General features: G+C 68.0%; 18 protein-coding genes. 10 read left to right on the plus strand and 8 right to left on the minus strand.

The window, feature by feature from the left end; all coding sequences use genetic code 11:
• The first annotated feature begins 4 nt into the window (after positions 1 to 4).
• The 9 genes from MUN76_RS10785 to MUN76_RS10825 all read left to right on the plus strand — a co-directional run bounded on the left by MUN76_RS10785 (position 5) and on the right by MUN76_RS10825 (position 10,289).
• Positions 5 to 1,594 (plus strand): phytoene desaturase family protein, encoded by a 1,590-nt coding sequence (locus MUN76_RS10785; RefSeq protein ID WP_244684590.1) that lies wholly within the window; start codon positions 5 to 7, stop codon positions 1,592 to 1,594.
• Positions 1,595 to 1,602: 8 nt separating this feature from the next.
• On the plus strand, positions 1,603 to 1,905 hold the full coding sequence (locus tag MUN76_RS10790) for a muconolactone Delta-isomerase (RefSeq protein WP_244684592.1): 303 nt from the start codon (positions 1,603 to 1,605) through the stop codon (positions 1,903 to 1,905).
• Positions 1,906 to 1,926: 21 nt separating this feature from the next.
• Positions 1,927 to 2,988, plus strand: a complete 1,062-nt coding sequence (locus MUN76_RS10795; RefSeq protein WP_256451788.1) for a LacI family DNA-binding transcriptional regulator — start codon at positions 1,927 to 1,929, stop codon at positions 2,986 to 2,988.
• A 211-nt stretch (positions 2,989 to 3,199) separates the two neighbouring features.
• Positions 3,200 to 4,648, plus strand: a complete 1,449-nt coding sequence (locus MUN76_RS10800; protein WP_244684594.1) for an ABC transporter substrate-binding protein — start codon at positions 3,200 to 3,202, stop codon at positions 4,646 to 4,648.
• Positions 4,649 to 4,722: 74 nt separating this feature from the next.
• A complete protein-coding gene (locus MUN76_RS10805) occupies positions 4,723 to 5,445 on the plus strand; it encodes a maleate cis-trans isomerase family protein (RefSeq protein ID WP_244684595.1) in 723 nt (240 codons plus the stop codon).
• 154 nt (positions 5,446 to 5,599) lie between these two features.
• Positions 5,600 to 6,418 (plus strand): ABC transporter permease, encoded by an 819-nt coding sequence (locus MUN76_RS10810; RefSeq protein WP_244684596.1) that lies wholly within the window; start codon positions 5,600 to 5,602, stop codon positions 6,416 to 6,418.
• Positions 6,415 to 7,365, plus strand: a complete 951-nt coding sequence (locus MUN76_RS10815) for an ABC transporter permease (protein WP_244684597.1) — start codon at positions 6,415 to 6,417, stop codon at positions 7,363 to 7,365. Before MUN76_RS10810 ends, MUN76_RS10815 begins: the two co-directional genes overlap by 4 nt.
• Positions 7,362 to 8,996 carry a dipeptide ABC transporter ATP-binding protein gene (locus MUN76_RS10820; RefSeq protein ID WP_244684598.1) on the plus strand — a complete coding sequence of 545 codons (1,635 nt, stop codon included), beginning with the start codon at positions 7,362 to 7,364 and terminating at the stop codon, positions 8,994 to 8,996. The genes MUN76_RS10815 and MUN76_RS10820 overlap by 4 nt, the downstream gene beginning before the upstream one ends.
• Before the next feature lie 270 nt (positions 8,997 to 9,266).
• Positions 9,267 to 10,289 carry a zinc-dependent alcohol dehydrogenase family protein gene (locus MUN76_RS10825; RefSeq protein ID WP_244684599.1) on the plus strand — a complete coding sequence of 341 codons (1,023 nt, stop codon included), beginning with the start codon at positions 9,267 to 9,269 and terminating at the stop codon, positions 10,287 to 10,289.
• A gap of 62 nt (positions 10,290 to 10,351) precedes the next feature.
• On the opposite strand, the gene MUN76_RS10830 is transcribed toward MUN76_RS10825, so the two are convergent.
• A complete protein-coding gene (locus MUN76_RS10830; RefSeq protein ID WP_244684601.1) occupies positions 10,352 to 10,750 on the minus strand; it encodes a winged helix-turn-helix transcriptional regulator in 399 nt (132 codons plus the stop codon).
• 186 nt (positions 10,751 to 10,936) lie between these two features.
• Here MUN76_RS10830 and MUN76_RS10835 point away from each other — a divergent pair, with 186 nt between their 5' ends.
• Positions 10,937 to 11,581, plus strand: a complete 645-nt coding sequence (locus tag MUN76_RS10835; protein WP_244684602.1) for an NAD(P)-dependent oxidoreductase — start codon at positions 10,937 to 10,939, stop codon at positions 11,579 to 11,581.
• On the opposite strand, the gene MUN76_RS10840 is transcribed toward MUN76_RS10835, so the two are convergent.
• The 7 genes from MUN76_RS10840 to MUN76_RS10870 are packed head-to-tail and all read right to left on the minus strand — an operon-like array spanning position 11,578 to position 18,978.
• On the minus strand, positions 11,578 to 12,222 hold the full coding sequence (locus MUN76_RS10840; RefSeq protein WP_244684603.1) for a dihydrofolate reductase family protein: 645 nt from the start codon (positions 12,220 to 12,222) through the stop codon (positions 11,578 to 11,580). The genes MUN76_RS10835 and MUN76_RS10840 overlap by 4 nt on opposite strands.
• A 46-nt stretch (positions 12,223 to 12,268) precedes the next feature.
• Entirely contained in the window at positions 12,269 to 13,177 is a 909-nt protein-coding gene (locus MUN76_RS10845) for a dihydrodipicolinate synthase family protein (protein ID WP_244684604.1), read from the minus strand.
• A 5-nt stretch (positions 13,178 to 13,182) separates the two neighbouring features.
• Entirely contained in the window at positions 13,183 to 14,163 is a 981-nt protein-coding gene (locus MUN76_RS10850; protein ID WP_244684606.1) for an EamA family transporter, read from the minus strand.
• On the minus strand, positions 14,160 to 14,765 hold the full coding sequence (locus MUN76_RS10855; protein WP_244684607.1) for a helix-turn-helix domain-containing protein: 606 nt from the start codon (positions 14,763 to 14,765) through the stop codon (positions 14,160 to 14,162). Before MUN76_RS10855 ends, MUN76_RS10850 begins: the two co-directional genes overlap by 4 nt.
• A 33-nt stretch (positions 14,766 to 14,798) precedes the next feature.
• Positions 14,799 to 16,295, minus strand: a complete 1,497-nt coding sequence (locus MUN76_RS10860) for an amidase (RefSeq protein WP_244684609.1) — start codon at positions 16,293 to 16,295, stop codon at positions 14,799 to 14,801.
• Positions 16,292 to 17,572, minus strand: coding sequence for a M20 family metallo-hydrolase (locus tag MUN76_RS10865; RefSeq protein WP_244684611.1), 1,281 nt, complete (start codon positions 17,570 to 17,572; stop codon positions 16,292 to 16,294). Before MUN76_RS10865 ends, MUN76_RS10860 begins: the two co-directional genes overlap by 4 nt.
• Positions 17,569 to 18,978: an MFS transporter gene (locus tag MUN76_RS10870; protein ID WP_244684612.1), complete on the minus strand. Its 1,410-nt coding sequence runs from the start codon at positions 18,976 to 18,978 to the stop codon at positions 17,569 to 17,571. Before MUN76_RS10870 ends, MUN76_RS10865 begins: the two co-directional genes overlap by 4 nt.
• Between the last annotated feature and the right edge of the window lie 29 nt (positions 18,979 to 19,007).

Here is a 19,007-nt window from a genome sequence, read left to right on the forward strand (position 1 = left end):
GCCGGTGTCACGTCGAGTCGTGGTGGTCGGGGGTGGCCACAACGGTCTGGTGGCCTCCGCCTACCTCGCGCGCGCCGGCGTAGACACGGTCCTTGTCGAACGCCGATCGCGTCTCGGGGGAGTCGTCGGTTCCTTCGACTACTTCCCCGGGTACCGAGCCGCTATCACGAATTCGCCCGGATCATTCGAGAGTCGGGTGATGGTCGAGCTCGAGCTGGAACGTCATGGTCTTCGATTCCATCGCCCGTCGATCACGGTGGCTCAGCGCTTCGGGGATCGTACCTTTCTCGGATTCCGTGACCGGGATCGCATCGCCGCTCAGATCGAGGCGTTCGCAGAGGGGGAGTACCAGCGCTACCGGCAGCTCATCGATGATCTGAACAGCGTCGGGGCAGCGTCCGGGCTCTCGGTCTGGCGCGCGCCCGACTCCGTCGATCGGATCCGCGAGCGCCTGGGAGCAGGTGCGAAGCGGGAGCTGTTCGACCGGGTGATCTCTGGGTCCCTGATGGACCTCCTCGACGACCGGCTGCGCTCCCCGCAGGCCAAGGCGCTACTGATGATGCTGGCGCTGCCGGGCACGCGGCAGTCGCCTCGGGATCCTGGTTCGGCGCTGGGACTGCTGCTGCGGCCGATATCCATGGCCTCGTTGCGCCCGGACGAGGACAGTACCGCGGTGAATCTCCCACTTCGGGGATCAGTGGGAACCCCGATCGGATCCATGTCCGCGATCATCGACGCGCTTGAGCGGTCTGCGGTGGCAGCGGGTGCCAGGATCCTCCGAGACCGCTCGGTCGAACGTATTCTCACCGAGGACGGTCGTGTCTCCGGCGTGCGTCTCGGCGACGGCGAGGAGATCCCGGCGGATGCGGTGCTCTCGACGATCGAGCCGAGTCTCCTCCAGCACGATCTGCTGGAGGATCCCGACGACCTCGTTCCGGGTCGGTCTGTGGAGCCCCCGCAAGGTGGCGCATTCAAACTCGCACTCGCACTCGATGGCCTGCCGACCGTTCCGGGGCTGCCCGAGGACGTCTCCGCCGCACAGGTGCTCGAGTCGCAGATCCGCATCGGGTCCAGCCCGGAGCACATCGAGTCCGCGATCGAGGCGGGCATCGCCGGCGACGTCTCCGATCGTCCGATCATGTGGGGGATGGTCCCCTCGTTGGCCTCGCCGGAACTCGCTCCATCCGGTACGCATCTCTTCAGCGTCAACGTCTGGCATGCCCCGTACTCACTGGGGGAAAGCTACTGGACGACGCACCGGGATGCGTTCGCGCAACGGTGCATTGCGCAACTCGACGAGCAGCTCCCCGGCCTGCGCGACCGGATCACCGATGTTCGGGCGCTCTCCCCGTTCGATCTGGAACAGGAGTTCTCCTTGACCGGGAGCAATATCACGCATGGCGAGATGACGGTCGATCGATTCTTCGATCGCCGGCCACTTGCGGGACTCTCCCAGGGAAAGGCATCGCTTTCCGGCCTGTACCTCGGGGGCTCGGGAAGCTGGCCTGGCGGCTACGTCACCGGCGCTCCCGGCCGAAATGCAGCGCACTCAATCGTCCATGACCTGGCTCTTTCGTCAAGCACCGCAGCGTAAGGAATACGATGGAATTTCTCATCAATATCAACATCACCTGGCCGGAATCACTGAGCGAGGAACGGATCGCCGAGATCTCAGCCGCCGAGCGCGCGATGGCCGCGGAGCTCGGTGCGCGCGGGACGCTCGTGCGCATGTGGCGGGTGCCGGGACGTCGAGAGAACTGGGGGCTGTGGCGTGCCGCCACACCGACGGAGATGCATGACGTCATCTCGGCGCTCCCCGTTTGGCCGTACATGGAAGTCCAGATCATCCCCCTCGCGGTGCATCCGGTCGACCCAGCTGCTGCTTCTGGTGAGATCCCTGACTGACCCGAACACGAGGAGTGAAGAATGGACGAGCTGAAGGCATCACCCAAGCCGCGAGTGAAACGGAATTCTGAGCCGAGCATCACTGAAGTTGCGCAGGCCGCCGGAGTATCCATCGCCACGGTGTCACGGGTGTTGAATCAACCCCAGGTCGTGAGCGCGAAGACGCGCGAACGCGTGCAGGCTGCGATGAAGGAATTGAACTTCCACCTGAACCCCGCGGCCTCAGCACTGCGGCGCGGTCACGGCAACGTGATCACCGTGCTCGCGGCGAGCCTGGCTCAGCCCTGGTACACCAAGCTGATGCGTGCGCTCAAAGTGGAGATCGAAGCGCGCGGGTTCACGGTGATGCTCGTCGACCTGCAGCACGACCCAGAGGTGCTTCGTCAGGCGCTCCTGCCGAACAGTCAGCACCTCCCGACCGGCATGGTGCTCGCGACCGGCGATCTCCTGGCTGACACGGAGACGTTCGAGGCGATTCGTGCCGCACACGCCACTCGACCCATGGTGGTCATCGGCCAGCACGTGCCTGATGCGGAATGGCCGACGGTCCAATTCACCGATGAGGAGTGGGCGTATCGGGCGACGCGCGAGATGCTGCAGCACGCCGACTCCGTCGCGTTCCTCGGTCAGCTCGAGGGCTCCTATCTCGCGACGGAGCGACTGGCGGGGTATCTTCGCGCGGTTCGTGAGGTCGGACTCGACGAGGAGCGCTGGGTGTGGCCGATCGCGACGAGGGGATACGAAGCCGGACTCGAGGCGGTGCATCGCCGTATCGATGCGGGCGAGATCCCCGGCGCGATCCTCGCCATCAACGATGAGCTCGCGCTCGGCGGATCGCGGGCCCTGTTGACTCGAGGCCTCCGGATCCCCGAGGACGTCGCGGTCATGGGTTTCGGAAATACCGACTTCCTCGACTACGTCACCCCCACCCTGTCCTCGGTTGATGGTTCGGCGACCGAGGCCGCCCGGGTCGCCATCGACGCGCTCTGGGCTCAGTTCGAGGAACAGCCGTTCCCCGAACTCACCGTTCTGGAGCGCACGCTCGTGCACCGGGAATCGACTCGGAACTCAGAGCCCGCCTGATCCACCACGTAGATATGCACGGCACAAAGGAGTGAAGCACATGAATACACGGAAACGAGCGATGAGGGGTCTCCTCGGCTGCCTCATCCTCGTCCCACTCGCCCTATCCGGGTGCGCGGCACACAGCGGAGCCGGTTCAGGTTCCGCCGGGGCGGCGGAAACGATCGTCCTTGCGGCGCAGGGCGAGGTCCCCCCGATGGATCCGCATCGGATGACCGGCACCATCGGACTCCGCGTCTCCGACGCACTGTATGACACGCTGGTCCGAGAGGATCTCGCGGCCACCACAGCGGGGGCGGCCGAGCTGCAGCCGGCGCTCGCCGAGTCGTGGGTGATCTCGGAGGACGGTCTCCAGTACGACTTCGTCATCCGCGAGGGGGTCGAGTTCCACGACGGTGCGGTCCTCGATGCCGCGGCGGTCAAACTCAACTTCGACCGGATCCTGGATGAATCCTCACCGGTCTTCTCCGAGGCCGCTGCGGCGAACATGAAGTACTTGACGCGCTGGATCGCCGCGACCGAAGTCACTCCCGAGGGAACCTTCCGAGTGACGCTGTTGCAGCCGTTCCCGGAGTTCGAGAATCTGTTGATCGATCGGCGCATGGGCATCATCAGCCCGACCCTCCTGGAGTCCGCTGATGACGACACGATCGCCGCGAGCCCGAGCGGCACCGGCCCGTACACGAGTGAGGGCATCGCCCAGGGGAAGGACATCACCCTGACGCGAAACGAGGACTACTGGCGGGGCGTCCCCGAAACCCCACAGCTGCTGTTCACGACCATCTCAGACGCGAACACGATGGTGTCCGCCCTGCAGACCGGGCAGATCGATGTGATCCTGAGCGCTGGAGCCGGCCAGATCTCGCAGCTCGAGGGATCCGACACTGTGACGATCCAATACCCCGAGCCGGCCAACTCCTACTTCATCCGACTGAACACCCAGGCGGAGGGCATCAGTGATCCGCGAGTGCGCCAGGCCCTCAACTTCGCGGTCGACCGTGAGGGCATCGCAGCGGTCACGAATGGACAGGCGTTGCCTCTTACCGGCGCGATTCCCCAGGGGAATGCTGCGTGGGAGGACGGCGTCAGCTCGGAGTACGACTACGACCCTGAGCGTGCCAGAGAACTTCTCGCGGAGGCGGGCGTGGAGACGCCGTTCTCGATCTCACTCATGGCGCCGAGCGAGGGCCCCGGCTTCTCGCAGTCTCGGGAGGTGATGTCGCTCGTGCAGGAGGACTTCGCTGATGTCGGGGTCGACCTCGACGTGCAGTTCATGGAGTTCACGTCGATGGTGGCGCTCGAGGCGCCCGGGTACACCCCCGATATCGCCGGCTCCTTCAACGGCTGGACCACGGGAACGGACCTGGCGTACTGGCTCGAGAATATGTTCAGCCCCGCCCTCGTTCCGCCGACCGGTGTGAACCGTGGATGGTACGACGATCCCGCACTCACGGACATCTTCGCCGCGGGTCGCGCGGAGCAGGATCCCGAGGCGCGTGCTGACATCTACCGCCAGGCTGGAGCGATCATCGACGACGGCGCCCCGTGGGTCTTCCTCTATCAGGATCGGCTGCCGCGCGCGTTCTCAAGCAGCGTTTCCGGTCCGGTCGAAGCCCCCAGTGTGTTCTTCGACTACACCACGCTGCAGAAGTCCGCTTGACCAGAGGCGGGGGTGCTCGCCACCCCCGCCGGCTCATCGCCTCGACCCGGGGCCCACACGAAGGAGAAACACGCATGATGCTCGGATGGCGCGCAAAGATTGGACAGATTCGACCCGCGACCGCGATCGAGGGCGCAGAGGAGTGGCGCCAACTCACACTCCCCGGTGTCGCCTTCGCGGACGCTCGGACGATCGTCCCGAAGGTGGACCGCGACGGCCTGCAGGTGATGATGTCCCAGGTCCTGGAGGCGTCGCGACAGCTCGCCACGTCGAAGGTTGACCTGATCGTGCAGTGCGGTGCCCCCGGCACCTTCCTCGAAGGACCGGCTGCTGATGAGCGCATCAAGCGCGAGATCTTCGACGCTGTCGGGATCCCGGCGATCACCATGCAGGAGGCCGCAGTGAAAGCGCTCAAGGCGCTTGACGTCACCACGATTGCCCTGGGCTCGATCTACACCGATGACGTCAACGAGGCGCTCGCGACGAGCCTCGAGGCTCAGGGCTTCCGGGTAACCGCGATGGAGGGGCTCGGCCTTGACGACCCGTACGAGGCGAGCTTGCACGACATCGACAGCGCCTACCGCCTGGGACGTTCCGTCTACCGGAAGTCGGGCAACGCCGATGTCACACTCATCTCCTGCGGTACCTACCGGACCTTCGGGATGTTGAAGTACCTCGAGATGGATACGGGCGCACCCGTGATCAGCAGCAATCAATCCACACTGTGGCACGCATTCCGGACGCTCGGGATGCCTGACGTCATTCCGGAGCTCGGAGCGCTCTGGTCCGCTGCGTAAGCACCCTGAGCCTGACGACACATAACGCATTGAGGAGTCACGCATGAACCCGGCACCTGCAGCTGCACCCCCAACGGGGCCGTTCCGCGCCCTCGCTCGTCGATCGAGCGCCACTCCCCGCCCGCGTGGTCGGGGGATCAACTGGGGAAACTGGTTGGGGTTCATCATTCTCATCGTCGTGGCGGTGCTCGCGGCGGGAGCGCAGTGGCTCGCGCCCTACGATCCCGCCGCGACGGACCCGCTCGAGAAACTCCTCCCGCCGCTGACCGACGGACACCTGCTCGGCACCGACGAACTCGGTCGGGACATGCTGAGTCGGCTGATCTACGGGGCGCGGTTTGCGCTCTTCGTCGCGGTGGTTCCGACGCTGATCTCCGCCGTCCTCGGAAGTGTGATCGGGATTCTCGCCGGGTACATCGGCGGTTGGTTCGACGCGCTCGTCATGCGCATCTTCGATGTGATGTTCTCGTTCCCCGGAATCCTGCTGGCCCTCGGCATCGGAGCCGCCCTCGGCGCGGGAACCGGGTCGATGATCACGGCGATGGTGGTGGTCACGATCCCCGAGATGGGTCGTGTCGTGAGAGGCGCCGTGATCGCCGTCCGGGAGGAGCCCTACGTCGAATCCGCACAGACGCTCGGGCTGGGGCGAGGTGCGATCATCACCCGGCACGTCGCACCGAACGTACTCAACCCGTTGATCGTCATGGCGTCGTTGCAAACGGGCAACAACGTGATCCTTGCCGCCAGCCTGAGTTTTCTCGGGCTGGGCGCGAAACCGCCCACGGCCGACTGGGGCGGCATGCTCAGCGGCGGGAAGGCGGTCATGCTCACGGCGCCCCACGTGGCGACGCTCTCGGGAATCGCGATCGTGATCCTGGCGGTGGGTTTCAACCTTGCGGGAGACGCGATCCGCGACCGGCTGGATCCGCGTTCCCGGGTTCGCGCCGTCCGGACCCTGGGAGGTCTCAAATGATCAACTTCATCCTCAAACGACTCGGGCAGCTCGTTCCAGTGATCCTGGGAGTGACCCTTGCCGTGTTCCTGCTCGGCCAGATCATCCCCGGCGACGCCGTCGACGCGCAGCTCGGCGGCATGGCGTCGGAGGAGGACCGTCAAGCACTGCGGGAACAGCTCGGCCTCGAGCAGAACGTCTTCCTGCAGTACTTCTCGTATCTATGGGGCCTCCTGCAGGGTGACCTCGGAAGATCGGCGACCTACAATGCGCCGGTCCTGGGGATTCTTCTGGAGCGGCTCGGGAACACGGCGATCATCGCATTGCCCGCGGTCGGGCTCGCTGCGGTGGTCGGGGTGGTCGCCGGTGTGTGGGCGTCGCTGAAGCCGAACAGCCTCCGAGATCGTTCGGTCACCGTGGGGGTGTTGCTGCTCACGAGCATGCCCTCGTTCTGGTTGGGCATGCTCCTCATCATCTTGTTCGGCCTGACACTCAGGTGGCTTCCGGTGAGCGGGATGCAGTCGATCGTGGGTGGCGGCGGGCCGATGGACGTGCTGTCCCACGCAATCCTTCCGATCCTCACGCTCTCGGCATGGTCGCTCGCGATCATCACTCGGATGACTCGGACATCGATGCTCGGGGTGCTGTCCAGCGACTACGTCCGTTCTGCCGAAGCACGGGGGCTCTCGAAGCGACAGGTCGTCTACGGTCACGCGCTTCCCAACGCGCTGCCTGCGGTGATCACGGTGATCGGCCTGCAGGCGGGATTCCAGCTCAGTGGTGCGGTGCTGACCGAGACGGTGTTCTCCTGGCCGGGAATCGGCTACGCCATGGCGCAAGCCATTACGAACCGGGACATGGCGCTGCTGCAAGGCGGCATTCTGCTGATTGCTGTGATCTTCGTCTTCATCAACTTCCTGGTCGATGTGCTGTATGCCTGGTTCAACCCGAAAGTAAAGGTGTCATGATGCGAGCCACACCGGTGCCGGCGTCGTCTGAGGAAGCGCTGCTGCGCGTGGAGAACCTCACCATCAGTTTCTCGAGTGATCCGAATGCTGCGCCCGCGGTGCTCGGCGCCGACCTCGAGGTGCGACGGGGAGAAGTCGTCGCGATCGTGGGGGAATCCGGATCAGGGAAGACGACGCTCGCCATGTCGGTGCTCGGGCTGCTCGCGGGGAACGCACGGATAACGACGGGTTCCATCGGGTTCGGCGGCGCTGATCTCCTCACGCAGTCCCCGAAGCAGCGTGCGGCGATCCGGGGCAGCCGCGTGGGACTGGTGCCCCAAGATCCGATGTCGAACCTGAACCCCATGATGCGCATCGGGGATCAACTCGGCGAGGTCCTGCTCCGCCATGGTCGAGCGACGCGGCAGAATGTGGTGCGGGAATGCTGCCGAGTGCTGGAGCGTGCCGGTATTCCGGATCCCGAGTCGCGGCTCCGCCAGTTCCCGCATCAGCTCTCCGGCGGGTTGCGGCAGCGTGTGCTCATCGCCATCGGCACCGCCTGCGACCCCGAGCTCCTCATTGCCGATGAACCCACGAGTGCGCTGGATGTGACTGTTGCCGCGCGCATCCTCGACCAGATCGCTGAGATCTCCTCGAAGACAGGTATGGCGGTACTGCTGATCACCCATGATCTCGGTCTGGCGGCGGAGCGTGCCGACCGCGTGGTGGTGATGCAGCACGGTCGGGTGGTGGAGGCGGGACCGGCGGCGCAGATTCTTGAGCACCCGGAGCACCCGTATTCTCGGCAACTCGTGGCCGCGGATCCCGGAGTTCGGGCGCGGAGCGGGACGTCGCGGATACGGCATCGGGACGTCGATGCCACCGACTGCATCGTCGAGGTTCGCGGAGTGAGTAAGACGTATCAACGCAAGCGGAGGGACACGCCGGTCCATGCGAACCGTGAGGTGAGCCTGAAGGTTCCTCGAGGCAGCACGGTCGCGATCGTCGGTGAGTCGGGTTCGGGCAAGACCACCATCTCCCGCATGATGTTGAAACTCGAGACTCCGAGCAGCGGTTCGATGCTGTTCGAGGGGAACGAGATCGCGACACTGGACCGGCAGAAGACGGCCGAGTTCCGCAAGCGCGTGCAGCCGGTCTTCCAGGATCCGTATTCGTCGCTCAATCCGATGATGACCGTCCGGGCGATCGTGCGAGAGGGATTGGACCACTATCGGATCGGCACCCGCGACGAACGCGAGCGGAAGACCGACGAGCTGCTGGAGCAGGTCGGGCTGTCTGCTGAGATGGGTCGACGGCATCCGGCGCAGCTCTCCGGCGGCCAACGGCAGCGCGTGGCAATCGCGCGCGCCGTGTCGATGGATCCGGAACTGCTCGTGTGCGACGAGCCCGTGTCGGCGCTCGATGTGCTGGTGCAGCAGCAGGTGCTCGATCTGTTGCGCGACATGCAGGAGCAGAAAGGGTTGACCTATGTGGTCATCACGCATGACTTGGCCGTTGTCCGTGAGTTCGCCGACTACGTCTACGTGATGCGCGACGGATCCATCGTCGAGGCCGCAGAGACCGCGCGGCTGTTCGAGGCACCGCAGGAGGAGTACACCCGGCAGTTGCTGACCGCAGCGGGGGTCGGCTAGCGGTCGCGCGGAGGACACCCCCACGGCGCCACTCCCAGCGGAGATCTCACGAAAAGCGGAGCATTCCCGGCGAATCGGTCCTGCATACGTGAGATCTCCGTCAGGAGTGGGCAGCGTCAGGTGTGGGCAGCACCAGGCTCGCGGAGTACAGTGCAGGTGCGGACCCGACCCGGATCCCGCACCACCGCACCACCGCACCAGGGCACCCCAAGCCCACCGCCGCACCGGGGCACCGCCATGCCCCGAGCGCACCGCACCGAAGGAGCACACATGCGAGCCGTCATCCTGCACGCCCCCGGCGACATCCGCGTGGAAGAGGTCGCCACGTCGACCATCGTCGAGGCGACCGACGCCGTCATCCGCGTCACCGCGAGCTGCATCTGCGGGTCCGATCTGTGGCCGTATCGGGGCATTTCACCGGTCAACGGGCCGTCCCCGATGGGCCACGAGTACGTCGGTGTCGTCGAGCAGATCGGGGCTGACGTGCGGAGCATCGCCGTCGGCGACCTGGTCGTGGGCTCGTTCATCGCCTCCGACAACACCTGCGAGATCTGTGAAGCCGGGTACCAGTCGCGCTGCGTGCACCAGGTCTCGATGGGTGGGATCGGCACCCAGTCCGAGTACGCCCGGGTCCCGCTCGCCGACGGCACGCTCGTGCGCGTGCCCGGCACCCCGACCCCCGAGCAGGCCCGGAGCCTGCTCGCCGCCTCCGACGTGCTCGGCACCGGCTGGTTCGCCGCGGTGGCCGCCGAGGCCGGACCGGGCAAGACCGTGGCCGTGGTCGGCGACGGGGCGGTCGGACTGCTGGGGATCCTCGCCGCGAAGCACCTCGGCGCCGAGCGGATCATCGCGATGTCGCGCCATGAGGACCGCCAGGCGCTCGCACGCCGGTTCGGCGCGACCGACATCGTCGAGGAGCGCGGGGACGACGGGGTCGCGAAGGTCAAGGAGCTCACGGACGGACTCGGCGCGCACTCGACCATCGAGGCGGTCGGCACCCAGGAGTCGATGATGCAGGCGATCCACTCCACCCGTCCCGGCGGGCACGTCGGCTTCGTGGGCGTCTCGCACGGGGTGACGATCGACGGCCTCGGGCTCTTCATCTCCTCCGTGCACCTGCACGGCGGGCCGGCGCCCGTGCGGCGCTTCCTGCCGGAGCTCATCGACCTCATCATGACCGATCAGATCGATCCCGGCGCCGTGTTCGACCTCACGCTGCCGCTCGACGAGGCCGCCGAGGGCTACCGCGCGATGGACGAGCGCCGCGCGACGAAGGTGCTGCTCACGCCGTAGTCGGCGGTGCGGGATCCGGCGACGGATCGGGCCGGGGGTCGAACCCGGGATCAGGCGCGGTGTCAGGCCCGGGATCGAACCGGCCCGCAAGCCCCCGAGGCCGACCGGTCGTAGAGTTCACGTGACTCGAGCACATCCGACATGTGGCTCTCGGCCCAGGCCTCCAGTGCCCGCAGCGGTTCCTGAAGGGTGCGACCGGCGGGGGAGAGCTCGTACTCGACCCGGGGCGGCACCTGCGGGTAGAGGGTCCGGATCACGAGTCCGTCGCGCTCGAGGCCGCGGAGCGTCTGCGTGAGCATCTTCTGGGAGATGCCGTCGATCCGGCGCGCGATCTCCCCGAAGCGAAGCGGACCGCGGTCGAGCGTGCCGACGATGAGCACGGTCCAGCGGTCGCCGATGCGGTCGAGCAGCCGCCGGGTCGGGCAATTGCGGTCGTAGACATCCCAGTCCTCGGTGCTCATCGAACGTCCTCCGTGCTCATCGACCGTCCTCGGTACTCATCGATCCTCCAGGGTGCTCATCAATGCTGGTCAGGCACCGCGCCGGGAGTCACTTACTCGAAAGTGCCTACTCCCCATCCGGGTGTTAGTTACCTATAGTAAGTGTCAACCGCACAGTGCGGAACCCCGACTGAGAGGATCACACCCATGGCACGCATCACCGTCTTCGGAGGCACCGGATACGCCGGAGGCCACATCGTCCGCGAAGCCGCATCGCGCGGGCACGAGGTGACCGCCGTCTCCCGGAGCGTCCCGGCCGAGCAGGTCGATGGCGTCACCTACGTCGCCGCCGACGTGCAGGATCCGGCCGCCCTCTCCGGGGTCGTCGAGGGCGCCGACGTGGTCATCGGCGCGCTCGCACCGCGCGGCCCCCTTGAGGGCAAGTTCGAGGCCATCGTCGCCGACCTCGCCGAGGCGGCGCGGGTCGCGGGTGCGCGGTTCGGGATCGTGGGCGGTGCGGGATCGCTGCTCGTCGCACCCGAGGGACCGGCCTTCGTCGACACCCCCGAGTTCTCGGACGACTACAAGCCGGAGGCGCGCACGATGGTGACGATTCTCGGGGAGCTTCGCGCCTCGGACGAGTCGCTCGACTGGTTCATGGTGAGCCCGGCCGGCGACTTCGGCCCGTGGGTCGAGGGCGAGCACACGGGCACGTTCCGCCTGGGCGGCGACGTGATCCTGACCGACGAGGACGGCAAGTCCGCGATCTCAGGCGCCGACTTCGCGCAGGCGTTCGTGGACGAGATCGAGCAGCCCGCGCACCGCCGGGCGCGGTTCACCGTCGCGTACTAGGCGACGGGCGAGCCCGGGGCCGAGTCCGAGTCCGAGCCCGAGCCCGGGGCCGAGTCCGAGGCCGAGCCCCGCACGACCCCGCGGTCCTTCGGGCGGTACACCCGCCCGAAGGACCGCTCCGCTCCCGCGATCGTCTCCCCGAGCTCCCAGTCGACGCGGCGGCCCCCGGGGACGTCGAAGATCCTCGTCCCGTCGCCGAGGAACACCGGGGCCGTGAACACCTGCAGCTCGTCGATGAGGTCGTGCTCCAGCGCCTGGCGGGCGATGTCCGCACTGATGATCTGCACGTCCCGGTCACCGGCGATCGCCCGCGCGCGCTCGATCGCCTCGACGACGTCGCAGTTCAGGGCGATGACGGCGGGATCACCGGCGAGCTCCTCCGGGCGGTGCGTGAGGATGAACTCCGTGCCCGACCACGCACCGCCGTAGGCCTCGCTCGTCTGCGCGTCGCGCTCGTCGCGCTGCGCGAGCGCCGCGTCGTACCCGGCGCGACCGGAGATGATGACGGCGACTCGACTCGCCATCTGCTCGGTGAGACCCTCCGCGAGCGGCTCACCGACCGACATCCAGCTCATGTCGTGGTTCGGGCCGGCGATGAACCCGTCGATCGACGAGGTGAATCCCCAGGTGACCTTGCCCATGGTGGCCTCCAGCCTGCGCGAGCCGATCGGTGTGCCTCCAGACTAGTCAGTGCCCGAGTGCGGCCTCCAGCTCCAGTTCGTCAGCGACGGACGCGACACGGGCCCGCTGCTCGACCGTGAGCCCCTGGATCGGCAGCGGTAGCGAGCGCTCCGGCACCAGACCGAGGTGCTCGGCGAGCGCCGCCACCACCCGCAGGCTGCCCCCGAACTCCGCGTACAGCCCCCAGAGCGGGGCGAGTCGGTCCGACTCGGCGAGCGCCGCATCGATCCGGCCGGCGAGCGCGGCGCGGGTGATCCGGAGCGCCGGATCCGGCAGCGCACCGCCGAGCACCGAGTACCAGATGTCGCAGCCCGCGGCGAGCCCGGCGGCCGCGAAGCCGTCACCGGCAACCCCGATGGTGACGTGGGGTGGGATCCGATCCCGAATCGACTGCACCCGCGCCCGCGCCTCATCGGGATCCACGGGAACGCCGGGAATCTTGATGGAGGCGATGCCGGGCAGCTCGGCGATGCGGGCGGTGAGGTCCGCGGTGAAGGTGAAGTGGGTCGTGGCGGGGTTGTCGTAGACGATCACCGGCAGTTCGGTCGACTCCGTCACCGAGCGGAACAGCTCGAAGACGTCGTCGCCCGTGAGCGGCTGGTAGGAGACCGGCGCAAGCAGGATCCCGTGCGCACCGGCCGCCTCCGCGCTCCGCACATTGGCCAGGACGTCGGAGGTGCGCAGCGCGCCGACGCCGACGAACACCGGGGTGCCGCCCGCGTAGTCCACGGCGAGCGTCGCGACGCGGGCGCGCTCCGCCGTGCTCAGGTACGCGTAGCTCCCGGTGGACCCCAGGGCGGTGATGGAGTCGACGTCCGAGGCCGCCAGCCGCTCGATGAGCCCCACGAACGCGCGTTCGTCGAGTGCGTCGTGCGGCAGCGGAGTCAGGGGGAATGCGCTGAGGCCGGTGAACATGCGAGTTACTCCTGAGGTCGGTCGCGTCGGGGATCGGGATCCGGTTCGGGTGCGCGAGCAGGATCCGGGGGAAGGCCAGGGTCAGGATCCGTGCCGGGATCCGGCTCCGACCCCGTGCCGCCGATCGGGTCGGGCAGCGGCTCCCGCCGACCGCCGAGCTGCGCCCCGGCACCGGCGAGCACGACGCACACGATCCCCGCGATCTGGAACGCCGTCGGAACCTGCTGCAGCACGACGAGGCCGAGCAGCACCCCGAACGCGGGTTCGAGCGCCATGAGGGTGCCGAACGCCGTGTGCGTCATGCGCCGGAGCGCGAGCATCTCGAGGCCGAACGGCAGCACCGGCGCGAGCAGCGCGAGTCCGGCGGCGACCAGCAGCATCCGCCAGTCGAGGTGCCCGACGAGCTGCGGCACCCCGACGAACGCGTAGATGATCGCGGCGATCGGCAGCGTGAGCGACAGCGCGCTCACGCCGGAGAACCGGTCCCCGACCCGCTGCGTCAGCAGCATGTACGTGCCCCAACCGACCCCGGCGAGCAGTGCGAACCCCACCCCGAGCAGATCGATGGCGCCGTGCCAGGGTTCCGTCATGAGCACCACGCCCACGAACGCGAGCGCAGGCCAGATCAGCATGCGGCGACTGCCGCTCCGGATCGCCGCGACGGTGAGCGGCCCGAGGAACTCGATGGCGACGGCGGTGCCGAGCGGGATCCGATCGATCGCAGAGAGGAACGCGATCATCATGAGACCCGTGGCCGCACCGAGCCCGATGATCGCCGGGATGTCGCGGCGGCGGATGAGGTGGAGCGGCGGACGGGCGATGAGGAGGAAGATCAGCGCGCCGAGGCTGAGCCGGAGCCACGCGGTGCCGGGGGCGCCGAGCTCCGCGATCAGGCCGACGGACAGCGCGCTGCTGAGCTGGATGAGCAGCATCGCCGTGACGGCGAGGGACCAGGGCGGGGCCGCTGAGAAGCGCTGGCGGATCATGCGTGGGTCGCTGATCGCTGCGCGCCGAGGCCGACCCCGGGCTCGAACACCGCGAGCGTGAACCGGGTCGGAACGTCGCCCGGATTCGTGTGGACGTGGTCGACGTCCCCCGGGAAGCTGAGGGCGTCGCCGGGGCCGAGGGTCACGGATTCCCCGTCGACCGTCATGACCAGGGTGCCGGCCGACACCTGGAGCAGCTCGCGGGTGCCGTCGGCGTGGGCGTCGCTCGTGTGGGATTCTCCGGGCTGCAGCGTCCAGTCCCACAGCTCGAGCACGTCGGGGGATTCGGTGCCCGCGACGAGCACTCCCCGCCCTCCGTGCGCACCGGACCACAGCACCGCGCCGTCGCCCTGCCGCGTGACGCGCGGCTGCGCTGACACGGGCGGCTCGACGAGCGCCGGAAGGCCTACCCCGAGGGCGTCGCTCAGGCGCAGCAGGGTGCCGACGCTCGGGTTCACCGATCCTTGCTCGACGTTCACGACCATGCGCCGGCTCACCCCTGCGGCCTCCGCGAGCTGATCGAGCGTCCAGCGCCGATCCTGGCGCTCCTGCCGCACGCGCTCGCCGATGCTGCGGGCGAGCGCTTCCATTTCTCCGTCCATCAGTGCAGCATAGTGCACGGGTGGTGCACTTTTCTAGGTCAGCAGTGCGGGGAACTCCGGCATCTCGACGAGCGACTCGATGGCCGACCCGACGCGGAAGACCATCGCCTCGTCGAAGGGGTGGCCGACGACCTGGATCCCGGTGGGCACACCGACACTCGACATCCCACTGGGCACGGAGAGCACGGGGCATCGATTCGCGACGTTGAACGGGCTCGTCATGTGCGCTTCCCAGTAGTGACCGAGGTGCCGGGGAGCTCCGTCCGCGTCGAAGACGTCGATACCGTCGAGGTAGTCGGCGCTCGCCGCGAGCATCTCGACGGCCTGCGTCGGCGTCAGCAGTGCGTCGAGACCCGACATCGCTGCAGCGAGATCGTGCTGGATCCGGGCGTCGAGTGCCAGGGACTCGGGCGGCGTCGTCGTCTGCGCCGCCGCCGCGGCATCCGCGATGAATCGCCGGGTGTAGGCCGCCAGCCGATCCTCGGTTCCAGCCGTGAGCGCCGCCATGGCGGGGCCCAGGATGTGGCCGAAGTGCGCGAAGATCGTTCGGGTGATCAATTCCGTGGTCCACGGCAGCGATACCGGCACGATCTCCGCCCCGGCACCCTCGAGTGCACGGGCGAGCCGCTCGGTATTGGCTCGGATGCTCGGTGCCACGGGATAGTCGCCGAGGGTGAGGTCGAGTCCGATGCGCAGACCTCTGACGGCGTCCGGGCCGGAGGTCGCGATCGCGTCGGGCCGCACGCCGTGCGCGCCCCAGGAGCCGTGGTCGATCGGGTGCCGTCCGCTCATGACGGCCGCGAGGAGAGCGGTGTCGGCGACCGTGCGACCCATCGGGCCATCGCCGCGGTACCAGTCAGCCGCCAGCGGGGGCAGCCCCGGGATGCGGCCGAACGGTGCCTTGTACCCGACGGTGCCGGTGAACCCGGCCGGAATGCGTGTGCTGCCGGCGATGTCGGACGCGGTGGCGAGGGAGGTCATCCCCGCTGCGAGCGCCGCGCCCGCTCCGCCGGACGACCCGCCGGGGGAGGCAGCCGTGTTCCAGGGGTTGCGGGTGATTCCCCACGCGGGCGAGTGCGTGACCGTCGCGCAGGAGAACTCGGGCGAGGTGGTGCGCGCGTGGATGATGCCACCCGCGTCGAGGATCCGATCCACGACCGGATGGTTCGCCGCCGCGATCTCGCCACGCGTCGCGGCGAGCCCCTGTTCGAGGGTGCGCCCGGCGAGCCCGTGCTTCTCCTTCGTGGCGACCGGGAGGCCGAGGAGCACGGCAACCGGGGCGTCCTCGCGGCGGGCGGATGTGTAGGCGTCATCCGCCCGCCGCGCAGCGCGCCGCGCGTCGTCGGCAAGGATCTCGGAGAAGGCGTTGATGCCAGTCTGCGCATCGCCGTTCACGCTCCGGATCCGCGCCAGCGTGGCGTCCAGTACCTCGCTCGGCGAGAAGTCCCCGGCTCGGAACCCCGCGAGGGAGTCCGTTGCGCTCAGCGAGGTCAGTTCGACGCTGGAGTCCGCGGACGACGACGCGGTCACCTCGGCACCGGAGCCGTGATCGCCGAGTGCGCGGGCTCCGGCGCATCGTGCAGGGCCCCGTGCAGCATGCGCCAGGCCACTTCGGTGAGCACGTCGACCCCGGCTGCCATGTCGTCGTCTCGGCTGAACTCGCGCTCGCAGTGGCTCACGCCGTCGACCGACGGGATGAAGAGCATGACGGTGGGGGCGATCCGGTTCATCGCGACGGAGTCGTGCCCGGCCATCGTGCGGATCCGGCGCACGCCGAACCCGAGATCCGCCGATACGGACTCCGCGAGGCCGATGCCGTTCTCGGGGTAGTACTGGTTGTCGCGCACATCGAAGTCGCGCACGTTGATCGTGAGCCCGGCGGCGTCCGCGATCTCGGCGATCTCCTCGAGCAGCCGCGCTCGAGCGGCGAGCACGATGTCCTTCTCGGCCGCACGGAGATCGGCGACGAGGTGGACCCGGCGGGCGACCACGATCGGCGAGTTCGGCTCGAGCGTGAGCTGCCCGACCGAGGAGACGAGTGCTTCGGGCTCGAACCCGTCGGTGACCTCGTGCACCTTGACGATGATCTTGGCCGCACCCACGAGCGCGTCGTGACGATCGGCCATCGCGGTTGCGCCGGTGTGCGACTGCTCGCCCAGCACTTCGATGTCCAGCTTCTGCGTGTACCAGCTGAAGTCGACCGCTCCGATCGCCGTCGCCTCCCGCTCGAGGATCCGGCCCTGCTCGATGTGGATCTCCGCGTATCCGGCGATGTCGGGGCGCGCATCCGTGCCGAGGTATCCGATCGCGGCGAGGGCCTCCTCGACGCTGACTCCGGAGAGGTCGCGCACCGCCAGCATCTGCGTCTCGTCCATCAACCCCGCGAAGACCGAGCTGCCCATGATCGAGGGCGCGAAGCGTCCACCCTCCTCGTTGAACCAGTTCACCACGGCGAGGTTCACCGGCGGCGGGGGGTCGCCCGCCGCGACCCGCCGCACAATACGCTCCGCCGCGTGGAGCCCGGCGATGACGCCGTACGCACCGTCGAAGCGCCCGCCGAGTGGCTGCGAGTCGAGGTGTGACCCGAGCAGGATGTGCGGTGCGCCCGGTGCGAATTCGATGAGCGCCATCTGATTGCCGATGCCGTCGACCCGCACCTCCCAGCCGCGCTCCACGGCGAAGGCGCGGAACCACTCGCGGGTCTGCCGATCCTCCTCGGTGGCCGCCTGGCGATCGACGCCCTGATGCTCGGTGGCTCCGATCTCTGCGACGGCGTGGAAATCAGCGAGGAATGCGGACGAGCTCATGCGTTCGCTCCTTTCGGTGCGCGTCCCTTGAGCGGGTGGGTCTCGGGGACATTGGTGAATACGAGGACGAGGAAGACGATGGCGGCGGCGCTCGCGACGTAGATGCCCGGGCTCGCGTTCATGCCGGTCGCGTCGACGAGCCAGGTGCCGATGAACGGCGCGGTCCCGCCGAAGATCGCGTATCCCACGTTGTAGCTGATCGCAGCCGAGGTGAACCGGGTGCGGGTCGTGAAGATCTCGACGAAGAACGTGTAGCACCCGCCACCATAGAGGCAGATGCAGAGCACGAAGAGGGACTGGCCGAGCAGCGCGAGGAGGAGCGACCCCGACGTCACCAGCATGAAGGACGGCACCGCGAGAATCGCGATGGCGAGCGCCCCGGCGATGAGCATCGGCTTGCGACCGACCTTGTCTCCGATCATGCCGCCGATCGGGAGCACGAGCGTGTAGAGCAGCATGGCCGCGGCGTTGATGAGGAGCGATTGCTCGCGGCTGAGGGCGCCTGCGGTCTGCACGTACGAGACGAAGTAGCCGGTGAGGAAGTAGAACCCCATTGCGGTGAGGCCCATGACCAGGATCACCTGCAGCATCTTGAGCCAGTTCTCGCGGAACGCGTCGCGGATCGGGGTGTGCTCCGCGTTGCCGCGCTTCGCCTGCACCTCCTTGAAGGCGTCCGACTCCTCGGTGCGCGACCGGATCCACAGACCGAACAGCGCGAGCGGAAGCGCGAGCAGGAACGGAATGCGCCAGCCCCAGGCTTCGAAGGCCTCCGCGCTCATGCTCGTCGAGAGCACCAGGATCAGCGTTCCGCCGACCACCGAGGGCAGGGCGGTCGCGGCGAGGGTGATGTTCAGCCAGAAGCCGCGGCGGTGCTTCGGAGCGTGCTCGAAGACGAACGCGGGAGCGCCGACGGACTCACCGCCGGCCGAAAACCCCTGCAGGAGGCGGCAGAGTACGAGCAGCATCGGAGCGATGACGCCGATCTGGGCGAAGGTCGGGAGCAATCCGATCGCCGCCGTCGCGATGCCGATGGTGAGCAGTGTGATGTAGAGCACGGGTCGACGCCCGTAGCGATCGCCCAGCGCCCCGAAGAACAGGCCCCCCAGCGGGCGGATCAGGAAGGCGACGCCGAACGTGGCGAAGGTGGCGAGGAGCGCGGCGACCGGGCTCTCGCCGGGGAAGAAGAGACGGGAGAGGGTAATCGCCGACAGTCCGTAGAGGCTGAAATCGTAGAACTCGATGAACTGACCGACGCTGCCCGCGAGGAGCACTCGCCGCTTTTTGCTGTCCAGCGCGCGGCGCTCGACGACGGGGAGCGGACCGGTCGGGATGTTGACGGGATCCGTGTCGACGGCGGTGGCGGACCCCGCCAGCGATCCGCGGGATGGATCGGATTGGTGCGTCATTGCGTCCTCCTGATCGGTACCTGCTGCGG

Origin of the sequence: Leucobacter rhizosphaerae (assembly GCF_022919175.1) — a bacterium.
Lineage (GTDB): Bacteria > Actinomycetota > Actinomycetes > Actinomycetales > Microbacteriaceae > Leucobacter > Leucobacter rhizosphaerae.